The following is a 16960-nucleotide window of genomic DNA, read 5'->3' as shown; positions in this document are numbered from 1 at the left end:
TAGAAGCAGAGTGATTGCTGCCTGAAGTATGGCTACAAGAAGCTGAAAAGGCTTGAAACGGTGCCGAATCTATCAAAATTTTGCACTTTCGGCAACATTTCGTTGGTCGTGCAGAAGAATATTTGTATCTTTACGCCGTCAATAATAATGACACTAAAAACCGACGACAGATGAAGGACTATATACAGATAGGAATAGACAGGGGACTTATCTCACTGAATGAGGATAAGTCACAAATGGAAATTGCCACCCACGTCTATGAATTGAGTCTAAGAGCCAAGAACTTGCAGGAAGAAGGAAAACAGATGCTAGAAGAAGCCAAGCAGAAAGTGGAGAGGATGATACTGAATGAAAAAAAATGAAGTAGGAGGTAAATGTTTAGGCATATAATAAAAAAATATAATTAATATGGAGAGCGAAAAGATTTGGGAAATACTCCTTGACACGATTGAACAGAAAAGGGTTGTACCAATTATTGGTGACGAGTTCTTTTATGCTACTGTTAACGGAGAGACAGTTAATTACAAGCAATATATTCTAAAGTCACTAATCAGTAAATTTAATCCTCCCAAAGAACTGACTCCAGACTTCAACATGATTGCTGACCTAATAAAGGTAAATAATCAGATGCAAAGTCTAATGGGATCTTTTTCTAATGCGACAAGTATATATTACGAGATAGGGGACATCGTAAAAAACACTCCTGTTGAATGTGACCAATGTCTGCAAGATTTCCTGTCATCGTTCCAATTCCCTTTGATACTAACCACATCGTATATTCCTGGATTGGAAACAATTCTTAGCGATAATATCGCAATCAAGGCATATGATAAGACACCACGAATAGATATCGGCAATGTTAATTCCCAAAACAGCACGCTATACTACCTTTTCGGTAAATGTAGCAAGGCAAACAAGACCTATATGGTAACTGAGGATGATTTGTTGGACTATATGCACCTTTGGCATAATATTGAGACAAGACCACATAACATTAGCGAATATCTTAGCGACAAGTTTCTCCTTCTTATAGGATGCAACTATCCTAATTGGTTGTTCCGATTTTTCTGGCATTCCATTAAGAATTTCAATCTGCTTTCAGGAAATGAGGGTTTGAAAGGAATTGTGGCAAGTTCTATGCTAAATTCGGACAATGAGCTATCTCGGTTTCTGTCGCGAGTCCAGACACAAACTTATGCAAATGGAAAGGTCTTTATGACTGAGCTCAAGAATAGGAAGCGTAGCGATGTACAGATAGAAGATGAAGAAAAAAATGGATACACCCCTAATGATGCGTTGTGTGATGTGTTCTTGTCTTATTCACATAGAGATTATGACACGGTCGCAAAGATTGCAGATATTTTTGAAAAGTTTGGTGCAAAAGTATGGTTTGATAGCACTGCGTTACGAGGCTCTGATTTATACGACAAAATCATCAATGAAAAAATTTCCGAATGTCAACGTTTTGTTCCAATCCTTTCCATGACCACTGAAACAGAACGCCGTGGATATTTTCGCAAGGAATGGAGTTGGGCTTTGGATGAATTGAGATTCCGACTTGGTTCACCATACATCGCACCGATATCAATTGACAATTTAGACTATGCATCAAGCCACATTCCTAAGGAATTCAAGGAAACTCACATATTGAGTTATCATACAACAGACTTTGAGAATGAGATAAAGAGACTTATACGTTCGTTTAGACAGTAAAGACAATGGAACAAACTATCATCAACGGAAATCCCTGGAAGGGGTTGTCAAGCTATACATATCAGGATGCAGACCGTTTCTATGGTCGCGACCAGGAACTAAAAGATATTGCCTCTGTCATCAAGCAGAATGCATTTACAACTTTGTATGGTATATCTGGAGCCGGTAAAACGTCTATCATCAACGCAGGTCTGTTTCCGCTGTTAGACAAGCAGGCTTTTCTACCAATATACATCCGTCTTGACCACAATGGCGGACACGTTCCATACGATATGCAAATCATTAAAGCTGTAGAAAATGCTCTTACATCTATCAATGCAGAATCGGAGGATATTGTCGGGCATACGATAGATTCCGAACTTGACAAACTGTGGCTTTATTTCCATTCCCGTAAATTTTGGTCAAAAGACAATCATATCATCAACCCTATTATCTTTATAGACCAGTTTGAGGAAATATTTACGAAGAATGATGACGTGGACAATATATGGGCATTCTTCAATATTATAGATTCTCTTCAGTATAGCACTCCTACTGAAAGAATACTCCAGGCAATGGAAAACTCCGACCAATTTGTTTCATTTGTCGAAGAGCAGAATTTCCGCATGGTTTTCTCTATGCGCGAGGATTTCTTGGCACGATTAGAGGATTATTCGTATAACATTCCAGCTCTCCGTAAGAACAGGATAGGACTGAAACCTCTGAATGGTCAGCAAGCATTAGAGGTTATTCTAAGGCCCCGTCCTGAAATGGTGACACGAAAGGTTGCATTGCATATCATTTCAAAAGTTGTAGGAAAACCTATTTCAGATAATGAGCGTAAACTTGAGGCAACGTCTGTTGACACCTCCATTCTGTCTTTGTTCTGTACAGAACTGTATAACTATGCAATGTCAGATAATAAAGGCGAAATATCAATCCCTTTGGTAGACCTTTATGGAGGAAATATACTTGAATGGTTCTATGATCGTAACATGCAGATACTACCCAAGCAGATTTATGTCTATTTGGAAAATCAGTTGTTGACCCATAGTGGATTCAGAAACTCTGTGGCATTAGAGAATCTTCTTGAAAATGGTGTTCTGCAAGAACAGCTTGATTTGTTGGCAGAAAACCGCATTATCCGTATAGAAGATGTCAATCATAACCTCCGTGTTGAATTTACCCATGATGTGCTCTGCAAAATAGCCAAAAAGCGCAAGGATGAGCGAGACGCTATTGAAAAGATGAAAGGCGAAAAGGCTGCTCGTCGTGCGTTCACGATTGATAATGCCATACTATTTTCAGCTTTCTCTTCCGTATTATTGGCTTCTTATTACGTAGGCCTGAATTCTGCGATACTCTTAATATGTTTTTCCCTGCCATTCATTGCTTTTCTTTATATGATAATTGTAAACAGGACGGTTGCTGATAAAAACCTAAGCAATACTATTTGGTTTATTATCACAGGTATTGCGATAGAAGGAGGATTAGCTGCAGGATGGAGTAGTAATTTGGATTCTCTCAATATAAATGAAGGTTCTCCCAACTTATACGGTCCTATTGCTGCTTCAATTCTTTCATTTATACCAATAGGAATTCTATTGATGCCTTTTGCTATATTGTGTAAAAAGGAACTAAGTAAAAAATACCAATACTTTAAAAATATGAAGCATTCTGCTTATGTGTATTTGGCTTTTCTTTTATTTCAATCAATCTTATTGGGCTGCTTTACATACATCGTTAATAAAGAAGAATATGATTCATCCGCTACAGCAATGCTTCTCGTTCTATTTCTATTTCCAAGCATTCTATTGGCGCTATCACCTCTCTATGTGCTATGGAAAGACTCAAAAAACAAATCATCAAAGTTATTGTCAGGGTATTCATCAGCCTATACATTGTTTATTTTATTGTTTGCAATTATGTTATGGGTGCATTCGAAATATCATGTATTACCTTCTGGAAATTCCGATGCGTTTGAATATGCGTTTGTCGTAATATGGGGTGCAATAGGAATACTGAGCATATTTTATGCTATACAATATGTAAAACAACCTAAAAAACAAAGTTTCACTGACTATTACAAAAACGTATTAAGCTTTCAGGCTTTTATTAAATACAAGTCGTTCAAAACCCGTTTATATACAATATTGATTTGTTTCGCCATATTCTTGATGGGTGTTATTGCAACTAAATACATTGATGTTGTACCATTCGTCGCGTTACCTATAGCGTGCCTATTGTCTGTTCATGCGGGGTGCTCCGAATTCAAGTTGACAACACCAAAAACTGCTTTCTCACTCAAACTGATTGTACCTATTATTATATTATCTGAAATAATTGTGGGTGTTCAATACGTGATTGGAAAGTTTAAATTATATTTAATTATCCTGGCTGCAATATCAATAACGATTTGGGTTTTATATCATCTATTACATAAAGAAGTTCTTCAAAACAGGAAACTGTTTGCTTTACGCGTTTCTGCCTTCGCAGTATTTGTAGGATTCCTTTTGCCCTTGATATGTTTGGGCTATAATATCTTCAATATTTCTTTAAATTCTGTTAGTAGAGTGTGGAATGGTGCTATATCAAGCGATGCGCGTAATATTTATTTCATGACGATACAAGATGAAGAAGGAAATTTTGGCGTTATGGATTATTCAGAAATAATCGTTGAACCTAAATACAAGAGAATCGCATCTACGTTTTCTATAAACACGAATATTGTTGAATCCGTCTATCCATTGAGATACACGCTAATGGAGATCTTTAAAGTCAGATACAGAGGAAGTGGCTATGCTGCTTATTCATATGCATATGAGAAGCAATCTGAAGACTATGAGAAACTGCTGTCATTTGATGTAATGACCGCAGATGGAAGGAATGAAACCTTGAATGGTCTTCATTTTCTTGGGTTTAAAAATAAATATGGTATTAGTTATGTCAACAGCTGGTTAAAGAATTACCAAGGATATGCAATGCCTTTCTTAAGTTATGACAACAAATGTATCTCCGAGAAAGATAGAAAAGCGACAATGGTGAAACTTTTCATTCAAGAGCTTGCAAATACCTGTAAGAATATGGAAGACTTAGATAACTACAGATTTTATGGTGGAATAGGAAAGATACGAGTTTGGGATTATGATGGTGATGTTATGAAGTTACTTATAAGATGTTATAATGAAGCTACTTTAGAACCGTTGCTAAAAAAGAACGAGAAATCTCCTTTCACAATTGAGCAATTAGAGCAGGCAGCTCTAAATGCCAGCTACCTTTTTGTTTCGGATAGATCTGGGGAACTTGAGGACGCAATTTTAAATAGACTATGGAATAAGGTGAATCAGGAGGATGGACATTCCAATGGTATTTCTAATGAGAATAGGTCATACCTATATTTATTATCTGGCAATAAAGCCAAAGCAGAGCAAAATGCAAAAGCGTCTATGACTGCATATCCCAACAGCCTTAATGCTTCATGCAATTTATGTCTCTCCCTTTATTTTGGTGGGAAATTGTCAGAAATGGATGAAGAGCTAATAAAGTTTGGAAAAACAAATCTAAATACTACCGATAGTATTGTGGCTTATTATAATAACATATCTTCGAAAATAGCTCACATGACCGATTTAGGAATATTGAAAAAGGATAACGAATTGTTGTCACATGTAGTATCTGTATTTAAATGGGATGATAGTAACATTAATAAGCAAAGAATCGCTTTAGAGGAGTCGGGTGATGCTTTGAACGCTATGGCATATGAATTTGCAAGGGATGCCAAATATAGTTTGGCAATGATGTGCATCGAAAAAGCCATAAGACTATACCCCAAAGAAGCAAACTACTATGATTCTAAAGGAGAGATTTTACTTATGCAAGGGAATTCTCAAGATGCATTGAATATGTGGAAAAAGGTAATCGATATAGATTCGGATTTCCTCGATAGTCATAATTCCGTCCTGTATAGGCAATTGTTAGAGCTGGACCTATTGTCTGATTAAAAGACACTAGGATGGACATAGGGACAGAAAACTTGTCACGGGATAGGGATTAAACAACAAAAAGTAAATTATGAAAATATTCCTAAGTTATGAACACGATTCGAATGCAAGCAGGTACTGATGACATTTTTGAAGGGATATGGATTCATGACCGACTCCACGACAAAATAGATTTGATATTTGTATCCGTTTGAGAGGTTCTTTGCAGATGGGAAAAGTTATTATGAGATATTTAAGATAAGAATGTAGAACAAAAAGGGAAAAGTGTTATGTTTTTACAGAGCATGCTAATTGCATATTGTATGGTAAATACAACTGATATGCCCATGATGAAACTTGCCGCTGAGAGCGGTAATAATATCTGTAGTGTACTGTGCGAAGCATTTATCCTTCATCGAAGAGAAGTGCCATTTGAAGAAAAGGAATTACTTTCTATTGCCCAGAATAATCGATGGTTGAAGCCCGAAGGTTCTCCACTTCATTCTATCGGGCAGTTGTTGGCTCACTACGATTTGATGGTAACACGCCATTATGATGCTACAATTAATGATATTAGTGCAGCCTTGGCTCTTGATAATGACGTTATTGTTGTTGTGGATAAAGAAAAACTATATCAACTGGAGAATAACGAGGATGCCCCCAACCATGCAGTCGTTGTAAGAGGAGTCCAAGGTGAGAGTGTTTCACTATTTGACCCAACACTTGAAGATACTGACATAAAAGTTCCCTTGTCATCATTCCTGGATGCATGGAAGGAATCACACAATTACATGGTTCGTGTGCTTCAATCAATAGAGGATTATGAGCCACGCCCCATCAACCTTGACGATATTTCGCTTACCGATGACCTTTGGGAATTGCGTGAGGCCATTGCAGAGAATGCTCATGATGTATGGGCAACAGCGCGAAAGAAAGAAGGATGGACATTTGGCCCAGAACGTGATGATGTAAATAAAAAACATCCTGACCTCATCCCCTATTCATCATTGCCAGACAGTGAGAAGGAATATGACCGCTTAATGGCGCTTGATACCATCAAATTAGTAAAGAAACTCGGATTTGAAATTGTAAAGAAATGAGTATAATACTAGTATTAGCGGCAGCACTTCTTCCAGCTATTCTGCTTTTGTTATACATATGGAAGAAAGACCCACAACCAGAACCGACATCTTGGCTGATTAAAGCCGTAGTGTGGGGTATGGCAATTTGTATTCCTGTCGCTTTTCTCGAAATGCTAATCCAAACTGTGTTTTGGGGCGTTGACGGAGAACCAACAACTCTAATTGGCTCCACTATGCAAGCTTTTGTTGTAGCTGCTTTACCTGAAGAATCATTCAAACTTCTTGCGCTATGGCTGGTACTGCGCAAGAATTCCTATTTCGATGAGCATTTTGATGGAATCGTATATGCCGTATGTGTAGGCCTCGGATTTGCAGCTATTGAGAACATATTCTATGTGTTGAGTGAAGAGGAATGGGTGTCAGTAGCTATATCCCGTGCATTGTTGGCTGTGCCTGGTCATTATGCCTTTGCAATACTGATGGGTTACTACTATTCTGTCTATCATTTCGTTGACCATTCACCCAAAGTAGCTGCTTGTATTCTATTAGTACCAGTAGCGGCTCATGGCGTTTATGATGCCTTGGCGATGAGTGGGCTTGTGAATCCATATATTGGAGGGCTGAGTTTCTTTGTCCTCATTTGGTTCTGCGTCAAGCTGCATAAGGTGGCAAAGACCAAAGTTATGGCACTTATTGAAAAAGATAAAAAAAACATTATCCTACAGATTATATAGCATGAATACAGAAGAAGTTATCAATCTCTGTAAAGAGAAAGAGCAGGAACTGCTCAACAAGTATTTTGCCAACCTTGTAAAAGAGGCTGCGATAAAACATAAACTATTGGCGAGTACATGAACGACCTGCCGTTGAAGATAGAGGCGGAATGTCGTGTGTTTCTTGAAGAGTTATGGAAAGAACATGCTCCCGTTGATTTAAAAGGGACTCCACTTGTATTGGAGGAGCAGAAGTTGCGTAAGCTGATGACTGACGATGATCGGGAGTTGATAGATGTGGCCCATAAAGATGCTACAGAACAAACTCTGTGGGAGCGTATCACTAAGACGAACCACAAGGACGTGACGTACTATAAAGGGCTTCTGCAAGAATACACTCGTGACCTACTGATGGTGATGCGTGAGGATTTCCTGGAAGAAATTACGGGACATCATATCGAAAATAAAGCTTTTGAGGATGAATGATAGATAATCAACAGAAACTGGCTCTCTGATAATGATGTAACATAAATTGTTTGAGTATGAATAAAAAGATGTATAAACCGCAGCCAATTGACACAAGTGATGTTAAGCTGCCAATTGAGTTAGAAGTACTAGTAGAAAAGATGTCAAAGAACGTACATGAAGTATGGGCTGAGACTCGAGTCAGTCAGGGGTGGACGTATGGAGAACAGCGTAATGATGAGTTGAAGACTCACCCATGTCTCATCCCTTATGAGGAACTGCCAGAAGAAGAGAAAGAATATGATCGTAATACTTCCATCGGTACACTTAAACTAATCATGAAACTAGGATTCAAGATAAGTCGATAGTTTTTTGTTGATATACTGATAGAAAGAGCTGCTTCGGTGGCTCTTTTATGTTGTATAAGCATTGTATAACATCAAAATCAAGTAAAATGAAAAGAGTTTCTGCAAGAATGTTCTTCACGGTTTTGTGGAGAGGGGCTTTCTGGAGCAGTTGGGCTGCTTCTCAGATGTTGACAGAGACCCACGAGGACGAGTCATTACCATTGCCTACTATGCGCTGGTGCAGAAAGGAGCCGTGAAGGGAGGTGATGACGCGAGGAATGCACAGTGGTTTCCCATTGATGATGTACCGCAGTTGGCCTTCGACCATGAGAAGATTCTCCGTATGGCTCTGAAGCATCTGAAGGAGCAGATACACTTCCAGCCTATCGGGTTTGAGTTGCTGCCTGATGTCTTCACCATGTCACAGTTGCAGGCATTGTATGAAGCCATTCTGGAAGTCCACTTCGACCGCAGAAACTTTGCCAACAAAATGTTGAAGTTAGGTATTCTGAAAGAGACAGGTGACCGTCCAAAGGATGCTGCAAGAACAGTACCTGTTCACTACAGGTTCAATCCTGACAAATACAAGGAAATGAAATCAAAAGGATTTAGATTAGAATTTTAGTGCAAGTCGAACGCAGAGAAAAGTTTACATGAACTTTACTGAGACGCAGCCCAAAATCACTGAAGTTAATTCTCAAACAAAACGAATATGAGAACAGTATCAAGAAATAACCCCATTGCCACAGTCATCAAAAACTATACGAACAAGAAGAGTGGCAAAGTGACTGACGCTCGTAATGAGATTCAGAGACGTTTCTTCGGTCTTGACTGGAAAGACCAGAAGAGGATTATGGCAGCCTTTCTTGATTCGGGTGTTTCTGACAGGAACTGGGCATATTCAAGGCTCCTTGACTTGTGGGATGCCTCCTTTGAGCCGCAGGTGCAGGCACTTTGGGAGGCCTACCACGAAGAGAAATGTTCATGGGTCATCATTAGGCATTTTCCGAAGGAATATCTCAGGGAACATATCGATCTATTCCATGAAGGCAGGGATTATTACTTCATCTGCCGTAGGCTGGCAGAGGATAGCGACTTTGTGATAGACAAAAGCAAGATGAGCAAGACGGACTACCTGATGGCATTGTCACATGCTGAAAGACATTTTGATGATGTTGAGGCAACTGATACCTTGTATGAAATAGTAAGGGATATTGCATTCCACTGGAACCCTTCCATGGAGTTGTCAAGAGACAACACATCCCATCGACGTGAGGTGATGACCGCATCTAACTTTACCAATGTTTCCATAGCCCTGCACTATTTGGAAAAGATGGGTAATGATGATGTAGTGACAGCCTTTCGCTTGTGGGAAAGCAGAGTGCGGAGTATTGTAAGTGACTGCGAAGAATATAAAGGCCTCAATCGCGAGCCTATCTCAGACTATGACTATAAGGAGAAACTTGCATCCATCGTTCAGAAGTACCTTTATTATGCTCTTCCAAAGAAATACAAAATAATGACCGATGAAGAATATGATAAGAGAGCGGAGGCAAGTGGTGAAAGTGCCAGAATGAATATGCCGGATGCGTTTGCTGCACAAATGAGTCAGGTTATAACTTCGATAGATGAGAATAAAGATGATTTTCCATTCTAAACACGAAACGCTATGAGCATATACGACATAATCAGCAAAATGATGGGACATGAGAGTGATGAAGAAAAACTCTACGAAGTCTTGAATACCGATGAATACAAGCAACGTCCTTATGAGTATTCAGACCTCGGTGAGGGTATGGCTGTGATTGGTGAAACGATGTGGGGATGGTGGAAACATCGTTTTCTTATCAACCACAATACCAAATGTGCATACGAGTTCATGGACAAGGAACAAAACCTTGTAACTGTCACAGAGGATGATATTGATTGGGAGTCGCTGAAGAATTTACCCGAAGATGCCATTTCCACAGCAAGGGCACTCTCTTTTCATTTCCCTTCATTCATTTGTCATTTTGAGAACGGAGTGGCAGAAGTCAGTTGGCAGCTCAATCCCGATGGTCGCTACTACATGGACGAAGATGGTTATGGGATGACAGATGATGAAGAAATAGAAATCTATGGCTTCATTGACCAGAATGCCAAGGTCGTGGTGAAGTTCAAGAACATCAATGAATGCTATGGCGAATTAGATAAGATGCGTAAAGAAGCGGAAAGAATTGTAAAATCAAGACAGTAGAAGAATATGTACAACAGAGAATATACGCTCGAAAGAATTACGGAGCTGAAGCCGAATGAGATATTTGTCTTTGGTAGCAACCTCGCAGGGGCGCATGGTGGTGGTGCGGCACGACTTGCCTATAATCGTTTTGGCGCGATATGGGGGCAGGGCGTTGGCATACAAGGGCAGAGTTACGCCATTCCAACGATGCAAGGTGGAGTTGAAACCATCAAGCCATACGTAGATGATTTCATTCGTTTTGCACGGACTCGTACAGATCTTAAATTCTATGTAACCCAGATAGGTTGTGGAATTGCAGGATTCAAGGTTGAGGAGATTGCTCCGTTGTTTCAGACTGCCATTGACGTGGAGAACATCATCTTGCCCAAGGCCTTTGTTGAATATTTGGGCTATTGGTTAAATAATGATATGGCCACAATGAAATTCAAGGCAGTGAAAATCAAATTCTTCGATGAGGATGTGAAAAAGATGGAGAGAATGACCCGGGAAGAAAAAACGGAATATGTTGCTTATCTCAAAAGTGAGCATAGATACGTAGTTGTAAAAGATATCCCTGTTTGTTCATGGAACCATGAGAAGGACTTCCTTGAAAAGTACCGTGCCTTGATGGAAAGAGTGAAAGCAAGTGACCAGGTGGCATACTATCAAGTGAAGGAACTGCGTACAAAGGAGTTTCGTAATACGGTGGAGATTGTGAACCAAGGTCATTATGTGGCAGAGAGTGGTGTTGAATATACCTTTCCGAATGATTCGGACATGATGCGTCACACCGTGTTCTACGACCATGAGATTCCTATGGTTGAAAAGGCAGAGTGCGGTGAACAGACGATAGTAGAGGTAAAGAACATTGACTGCCTGTATGCAGGTGTGGAATTAAAAGAACAAGGATATAACCCTGCTGTGCTGAACATGGCCAGTCGTAGGAATCCCCCCCGTCATGTAGCCAGTCTCTTCCATGAAGTGATGGATGAACCTGAATTCAAGAACAGATATCGTTTTATTGTGTTTGCCATCCTCGATGACCACAATGCTCATCAGAAGCACAATCCTGTTGGTAACTTTAGACCTTTTGCAGAAGAATTTGACCACACGGGCAACAAGGAATCCTCATCAGTAGATACAGTAAAGGTACTATCAGAAAAGAGTCTATATCGTATGGAGAACTGGCAAGAATCTTCAATAAGGGTAAATGACAATGTTTCAGATGGTCGTATGTTGCATCAGGAGAGATTTGGGGAAGGTCTCATATGGAGGTTATATTCTAACGGCATATTAGAAATTTCCGGTAATGGACGTATGCCTGACTATATTAACCACTGGCTTTCATATACAGGTGAAGGTCAAGCACCTTGGGTCGGATGTGATAGGTATGGAGTTATGCCAAACAAATTGAGGATTAGTGAGGGGATTACTTATATTGGGGAAAATGCTTTTGAAAGTTTTGGATGTCTGAAGGAAATCGTACTTCCTCAGAGTCTTCAAAAAATTGGGAAAGAGGCGTTTTTTGATTGTTTCCATGTTGAAAAAATTAATTTGCCACATCACATGAATATTGATTATTTTGACTTAGCAGAGCTACCATTATACTACAATAAGGAATTTGTAATTGTTGGGGATGAACTTGTGCAAAGAAAGGCTTAGAGTTAAAAATAGCGAAGGAATGATGTAGTTCGATAGAAACTTGATTACTTTCCACTCTCTTATAACATAAAAGGTAAAGCAGTATGAATGAAGAATCTGAAAAAGAAAACTATGAAGCCGTCGACTTTGGATGTCATCAAAGCCATGAGGCGTGGAGGGCGTGAGTCAGAAATGGAACTGCTTGGCCCTGGCTTCCATTCGCATAACAGGGACCATAAGTCGGAAAAGATATATACAAGAAAGAAGAAACATAAAAGGAGGGTAGTAAGATGCTTGACATAGAAAGAATCATACAGACTGGAATCCCCGACATAGCCCCAGTATATGGAGGCGTGAGAGGACGTACCATATCGTCACATAAGCAGGCTTACGCATGGAAGACGGTTGTGGCAGCTGGTCTTCGACAAGTAATAGACCTTAGGAAAGACTATTCCGCTGATAGATATCCAGAGTTATGCCGTCAGTATGGAGTGGACTACTTCCACTATCCTATTGATAACGACCGTGAGACTATTGCCAAGATGGTGGAAATGTTTCCTACTCTCTGTGAGAAAATAGATAAGGGCGATTTCTATATTGCTTGTGCCATGGGACTTCACAGGACCGACATCGCACTCTGCACTTATTGGGTATTCTATGCAGCTGATAAAGGTATTGCTCCACCATCCATCAGGGGTTACAGACAAGAGGATGGTCACAACACCAACAAGATTTTGCGTGTGCTCAACGCTTTCTATCAGTATATGGCAGAACGAGATGGCAAAGAACCAATGCCCATTGAAGTGTTCAAGGAACGTAAGAAGATGATTAATAATTTGAGTAAGAAGTAAGATAATGTTTAGAAGATTATATATAAAGTGGTTAGTATGGCGGGGTAAGGCTGTAGATATATGGTCAAAGAGTGATTACCCTGCAGATGTCCTTTCCAACTTGTGCAGCAACGGATTCCGTTTTGACGGCATGGTGTGCGGCAGCATGGAGGGATTCCTTCAGTCGTTGAAACAAAAGGATATGGACAAACAGAGGCAGATATGCTCCATGAAGGGCAAGAATGCCAAGAAGATGACTTCTACAGGTTGGCAGACAGACCAAATAGTATGGTGGAAGGGTGTCGCTATAGACAGACAATCTGAAGAATATGGGCAACTTGTCCGTCGGGCATATCAGGCAATGTTTGAACAGAACGAGAGGTTCCGTACAGCACTGATGTCAACAAGAGGTCAGATACTCTACCATTCTCGTGGTGAAAGTAATCCGTTCAAGACCATCTTGACAGAAGACGAACTTTGCACGATACTCACAGAACTGCGAGATAACTATGACAAGCGTGATAAGGGCGTAGAGCGGAAGAAGCGTGTGTTCGTAGATATGGACAATGTTTTGGTGGATTTTGAGTCAGGCTTGGCTCAGGTCAGTGAAGAGGTGAAGCAAAAATATGAAGGACGCTTGGACGAAATCCCCGGACTATTCGGACTGATGAAGCCCATGCCTGGATCCATCGATGCCATGCACGAGTTGCAGAAGCACTACGACATGTTTATCCTCTCCACAGCACCTTGGAAGAACCCCTCTGCTTGGTCAGACAAGGTGACGTGGGTGACGATGTATCTGGATGATGTATTCCACAAGCGTATGGTTATCACTCATCGAAAGGACTTGTGTCTGGGTGACTACTTAATAGATGATCGGGGTAAGAACGGAACAAGTGAGTTTGCTGGTGAATGGATAGAATTCGGTTCGGAGAAGTTCCCAGATTGGAATAGTGTACTTGAATATTTTAAAACGGAAAAGCAATGAATACATTACAAGACAGAATACGCGGCTCGCTGATTGGCGGTGCCATCGGTGATGCATTGGGTTATCCAGTGGAGTTTATATATTCCTTCGAGGAGATTCAGAAACGCTATGGTGAGCATGGTATCACTCGCTTGGACACAAAGCAATACTGGTTGGAAGATGCAGAGCAAGCAGGTAGGGCCGTTGTCTCTGATGACACACAGATGACACTCTTTACCGCCAATGGACTATTGAACGCTAAGAAACAAGGCATTTCGCTGAAGTATGGTATCTGTAGAGCCTACATTGAATGGTATTTGACCCAAATCGGAAAGAAATCGCCCAAGTACAGAGATTGCTGGCTAAGTGATGTGCCAGAACTAAACCATCGCCGTGCGCCAGGCAATACCTGTATGTCATCATTGGATGACATCTATCGTGGGAAAGACCCGATGAATAACAGCAAGGGATGCGGTGGTGTGATGCGTATTGCTCCAATCCCATTGTATGCGGCTGTCCAAGACAGGATGAACATAGAGGAGGCTGACCTGCTGGCAGGTGAAGCAGCAGAAATTACCCACCAGCATCCAATGGGCTATATTTCTGCCGCTCTGATGTCCCACGTCATCTATAGGCTGGCGCGTGATATTGAGCCAACTCAGAAAAGCATGAAACGCTATATTATGGAAGGTGTTGACATGATTCGCAAGCACTACAACGCCTACCACACCGATGTGGAACGTATGGCAGAGTTGGCAGAACGTTCCATATTCCTGCTCGACAATGGCAAGACAGACTTGGAGAATATCGGTCATTTGGGCGAGGGTTGGACTGGCGACGAAGCATTGGCTATTGCTCTCTACTGCTCCTTGAAGCATTTCGACAGCTTTGAAGATGCCATGATTGCTGCCGTTAATCATGGTGGCGACAGCGACAGTACAGGAGCCGTGACAGGTAACATCCTTGGGGCAGCCATTGGGTACGAATCTATTCCTCAGTTCTACAAGGATGACTTGGAGATGCACGAGCTGATTCTTCATATGGCAGATGACCTCTATAGAGGTGAAGTAACAAAGATGTAAAGAATTGATATGATAGCCATTCACGCCACTGACCCTACCACGCAAGTCCTCTCGCTTCTGTATCAGCAGCGAGAGGATGTGAAGCTGTGCATTACAGAGAGAAACACCTCTTCTGATGTCCAACGAGCCCTCCGTGCCGATGATGTCATAATGATGCTGGGACACGGCAATGAATATGGTTTGTTTTCAAAACCAGAAAAAGATGGCAGTTTCAAACGCTTCATGATTACAGACAAACATGTACAGTTCCTGCGAGACAAACTTGCATCGGTATTTTGTGCTATGCCAACAAGTTTGCAGAGAAGTACAAACTTCATGGATTGTTCTCTGGCATGATTATTTCTGAATTGCAAGAAGCTATTGATTTGGGAATGCCCGCCACCAAGGATGAGATAGACACGGAAATGGAAAAGTTCACCATTCGGCTAAAGGACTGTATGGAAACATATGGAGTAGAACAGACACCAATACGGATGAAAGAGTTGGATGACGTGCAATCCCCATTGACAACGTTTAATTATGGCAATTTGTATTATTATGAATAGGGCAATTTATAAAAGTCTGATATTACTATCCTGTACGATGCTTATAGCTTGTCAGGGAGGTAAAGGCAACGCTCCGTCAAAAGAGGCTGAGCCCAATGAAATCGTTAAACAGAAATCAACTGTCCGAGAAATCAGTCTGTATCTCTATGACGATTTTCCTGCCAAGAAAGCACAGATGCTGGCTGATGCACTGAAAGAAGCCTATCCGTTCGTCTCTATACAGAAAGAGTCTTTGGTGCTGCCCAAGGAATACTACAATAAAGTGCGGAACCGCTACAGTGGAATAGGATTGTTGAAAGACCTAACCAGGCTTCGCAAAGGGAACGTTGTGCTGGGTTTGACAGATGAGGTCATCTTCAAAGCCAATGAACTTTCACCTACATACGGCATATTCGGTGTAAGCCCTGTAGGTGCATACGTGGCAGTCATATCATCCACTCGTCCATCAGGAAAACAGCATAGCAATGACCACCTGGTGAAGTTGATGATGCACGAGCTGGGGCATTCCTTCGGATTGAATCATTGCAGCAATCAGCATTGTTTCATGGTAGATGCTGAACATGGGAACAAGTTCTCTCAAACACCATCCTTCTGTAATGAGTGCAAGGCATTCTTGAATAACAAAGGGTGGAACATCAAATAATATCGAGTATGAAGTATATTCAGTTTACAGAGAAAGGCCCTCGGATGAACAACGAGGACAGTCTCAATATTGTTGAGATTGCAGACAAGCGAACCTTGTTTGTAGTCTGTGACGGTATGGGTGGCCACTCCTGCGGTGAAGTTGCCAGCCAAACAGTCTGTGATGCTTTCTCGGAGTACTGGCAGCAGCACTCAGATGAGTCCGACTCTGAACAGAAGGTACAGGATGCCGCAAAGGTTGCGAGCAAGACATTGGACGAGAAATCCAGCTACTATCAGATGGGGACAACTCTCATGATGTGTAGCATCGAGGGAAAGCGGGCAACTATTGCTCATGCAGGTGACAGTCGCTGCTATGTCATTGACATCATGGGCAATGTCAAGTATCGAACTATTGACCATATCGAGTCCAGTTCCATCAGTCTGCCCTATATCAACAGGGTATTCTTCACTCGTCATCCAGAAGATGCCGTCCCGGATGTTAAGACTGTGGAACTTCAGCCGCTTGACCGCATCCTCCTTTGCACGGACGGATTGTATAATGCCATAGACGATAAAACACTGCTGCACACCTTGCAATGCGCCAAGGACGTGGAGCAGGTAGCAGAGAAATATCGTGCCATCTGTGAAGAGAAAGCAGGTGATAACTATACAGCCATTATTATTGAGATGGAATAGCGTAGTCTTGTCATATTACGGATGAAGTTGCCTCTCAATAGTATTTGAGGGGCATTTTTCATTTTTGCTGATAGAAAA

The 16960-nt window shown here is 41.1% G+C and carries 17 protein-coding genes and 1 pseudogene; all 18 read left to right on the top strand.

Annotation, left to right across the window (positions count from 1 at the left end):
- The first annotated feature begins 170 nt into the window (after positions 1–170).
- On the top strand, positions 171–362 hold the full coding sequence (locus tag L6472_RS08335; RefSeq protein ID WP_237804089.1) for a hypothetical protein: 192 nt from the start codon (positions 171–173) through the stop codon (positions 360–362).
- A 46-nt stretch (positions 363–408) separates the two neighbouring features.
- On the top strand, positions 409–1713 hold the full coding sequence (locus L6472_RS08330) for a toll/interleukin-1 receptor domain-containing protein (RefSeq protein WP_237804087.1): 1305 nt from the start codon (positions 409–411) through the stop codon (positions 1711–1713).
- A gap of 5 nt (positions 1714–1718) precedes the next feature.
- Positions 1719–5693, top strand: a complete 3975-nt coding sequence (locus tag L6472_RS08325; RefSeq protein ID WP_237804085.1) for an ATP-binding protein — start codon at positions 1719–1721, stop codon at positions 5691–5693.
- Positions 5694–6019: 326 nt separating this feature from the next.
- Complete coding sequence (locus L6472_RS13650; protein WP_370640837.1) at positions 6020–6772, top strand: RyR domain-containing protein; 753 nt, start codon at positions 6020–6022, stop codon at positions 6770–6772.
- A complete protein-coding gene (locus tag L6472_RS08315; RefSeq protein ID WP_237804083.1) occupies positions 6769–7488 on the top strand; it encodes a PrsW family intramembrane metalloprotease in 720 nt (239 codons plus the stop codon). The genes L6472_RS13650 and L6472_RS08315 overlap by 4 nt, the downstream gene beginning before the upstream one ends.
- Positions 7489–7605: 117 nt before the next feature.
- Entirely contained in the window at positions 7606–7953 is a 348-nt protein-coding gene (locus tag L6472_RS08310) for a hypothetical protein (protein ID WP_237804081.1), read from the top strand.
- A 56-nt stretch (positions 7954–8009) separates the two neighbouring features.
- Positions 8010–8300 (top strand): RyR domain-containing protein, encoded by a 291-nt coding sequence (locus L6472_RS08305; RefSeq protein ID WP_237804079.1) that lies wholly within the window; start codon positions 8010–8012, stop codon positions 8298–8300.
- A 124-nt stretch (positions 8301–8424) separates the two neighbouring features.
- Positions 8425–8904, top strand: coding sequence for a hypothetical protein (locus L6472_RS08300; protein WP_237804077.1), 480 nt, complete (start codon positions 8425–8427; stop codon positions 8902–8904).
- Positions 8905–8991: 87 nt separating this feature from the next.
- The gene (locus tag L6472_RS08295; protein WP_237804075.1) at positions 8992–9936 is read left to right on the top strand and encodes a hypothetical protein; all 945 of its coding nucleotides are present in this window, start codon (positions 8992–8994) and stop codon (positions 9934–9936) included.
- A gap of 12 nt (positions 9937–9948) precedes the next feature.
- Positions 9949–10515, top strand: coding sequence for a hypothetical protein (locus tag L6472_RS08290; RefSeq protein WP_237804073.1), 567 nt, complete (start codon positions 9949–9951; stop codon positions 10513–10515).
- Between the two features lie 6 nt (positions 10516–10521).
- Positions 10522–10905, top strand: a pseudogene (locus L6472_RS08285) (hypothetical protein); the annotation flags it as partial.
- Between the two features lie 21 nt (positions 10906–10926).
- Positions 10927–12159 carry a poly(ADP-ribose) glycohydrolase domain-containing protein gene (locus L6472_RS08280; protein WP_370640911.1) on the top strand — a complete coding sequence of 411 codons (1233 nt, stop codon included), beginning with the start codon at positions 10927–10929 and terminating at the stop codon, positions 12157–12159.
- Between the two features lie 269 nt (positions 12160–12428).
- Positions 12429–12989: a hypothetical protein gene (locus L6472_RS08275; RefSeq protein WP_237804071.1), complete on the top strand. Its 561-nt coding sequence runs from the start codon at positions 12429–12431 to the stop codon at positions 12987–12989.
- A gap of 4 nt (positions 12990–12993) precedes the next feature.
- Positions 12994–13956: a hypothetical protein gene (locus tag L6472_RS08270; protein WP_237804069.1), complete on the top strand. Its 963-nt coding sequence runs from the start codon at positions 12994–12996 to the stop codon at positions 13954–13956.
- Complete coding sequence (locus L6472_RS08265) at positions 13953–15017, top strand: ADP-ribosylglycohydrolase family protein (protein WP_237804068.1); 1065 nt, start codon at positions 13953–13955, stop codon at positions 15015–15017. The genes L6472_RS08270 and L6472_RS08265 overlap by 4 nt, the downstream gene beginning before the upstream one ends.
- 9 nt (positions 15018–15026) lie before the next feature.
- Positions 15027–15353, top strand: coding sequence for a hypothetical protein (locus tag L6472_RS08260; protein ID WP_237804066.1), 327 nt, complete (start codon positions 15027–15029; stop codon positions 15351–15353).
- 201 nt (positions 15354–15554) lie between these two features.
- On the top strand, positions 15555–16205 hold the full coding sequence (locus L6472_RS08255; RefSeq protein ID WP_237804064.1) for an archaemetzincin: 651 nt from the start codon (positions 15555–15557) through the stop codon (positions 16203–16205).
- Positions 16206–16213: 8 nt separating this feature from the next.
- Positions 16214–16882 (top strand): PP2C family serine/threonine-protein phosphatase, encoded by a 669-nt coding sequence (locus L6472_RS08250; protein ID WP_237804062.1) that lies wholly within the window; start codon positions 16214–16216, stop codon positions 16880–16882.
- The last annotated feature ends 78 nt before the right edge of the window (positions 16883–16960 follow it).

Source organism: Prevotella sp. E13-17, assembly GCF_022024035.1.
Taxonomy (GTDB): Bacteria; Bacteroidota; Bacteroidia; order Bacteroidales; family Bacteroidaceae; genus Prevotella.
This window is presented reverse-complemented; position numbering and strand designations above follow the sequence as displayed.

Coding starts and splice junctions, on each gene's coding strand:
- L6472_RS08255 (WP_237804064.1), top strand. CDS start 15,555: ATGAATAGGGCAATTTATAAAAGTCTGATATTACTATCCTGTACGATG.
- L6472_RS08260 (WP_237804066.1), top strand. CDS start 15,027: ATGATAGCCATTCACGCCACTGACCCTACCACGCAAGTCCTCTCGCTT.
- L6472_RS08335 (WP_237804089.1), top strand. CDS start 171: ATGAAGGACTATATACAGATAGGAATAGACAGGGGACTTATCTCACTG.
- L6472_RS08330 (WP_237804087.1), top strand. CDS start 409: ATGGAGAGCGAAAAGATTTGGGAAATACTCCTTGACACGATTGAACAG.
- L6472_RS08315 (WP_237804083.1), top strand. CDS start 6,769: ATGAGTATAATACTAGTATTAGCGGCAGCACTTCTTCCAGCTATTCTG.
- L6472_RS08310 (WP_237804081.1), top strand. CDS start 7,606: ATGAACGACCTGCCGTTGAAGATAGAGGCGGAATGTCGTGTGTTTCTT.
- L6472_RS08325 (WP_237804085.1), top strand. CDS start 1,719: ATGGAACAAACTATCATCAACGGAAATCCCTGGAAGGGGTTGTCAAGC.
- L6472_RS08280 (WP_370640911.1), top strand. CDS start 10,927: ATGGCCACAATGAAATTCAAGGCAGTGAAAATCAAATTCTTCGATGAG.
- L6472_RS08270 (WP_237804069.1), top strand. CDS start 12,994: ATGTTTAGAAGATTATATATAAAGTGGTTAGTATGGCGGGGTAAGGCT.
- L6472_RS08290 (WP_237804073.1), top strand. CDS start 9,949: ATGAGCATATACGACATAATCAGCAAAATGATGGGACATGAGAGTGAT.
- L6472_RS08305 (WP_237804079.1), top strand. CDS start 8,010: ATGAATAAAAAGATGTATAAACCGCAGCCAATTGACACAAGTGATGTT.
- L6472_RS13650 (WP_370640837.1), top strand. CDS start 6,020: ATGATGAAACTTGCCGCTGAGAGCGGTAATAATATCTGTAGTGTACTG.
- L6472_RS08265 (WP_237804068.1), top strand. CDS start 13,953: ATGAATACATTACAAGACAGAATACGCGGCTCGCTGATTGGCGGTGCC.
- L6472_RS08275 (WP_237804071.1), top strand. CDS start 12,429: ATGCTTGACATAGAAAGAATCATACAGACTGGAATCCCCGACATAGCC.
- L6472_RS08295 (WP_237804075.1), top strand. CDS start 8,992: ATGAGAACAGTATCAAGAAATAACCCCATTGCCACAGTCATCAAAAAC.
- L6472_RS08250 (WP_237804062.1), top strand. CDS start 16,214: ATGAAGTATATTCAGTTTACAGAGAAAGGCCCTCGGATGAACAACGAG.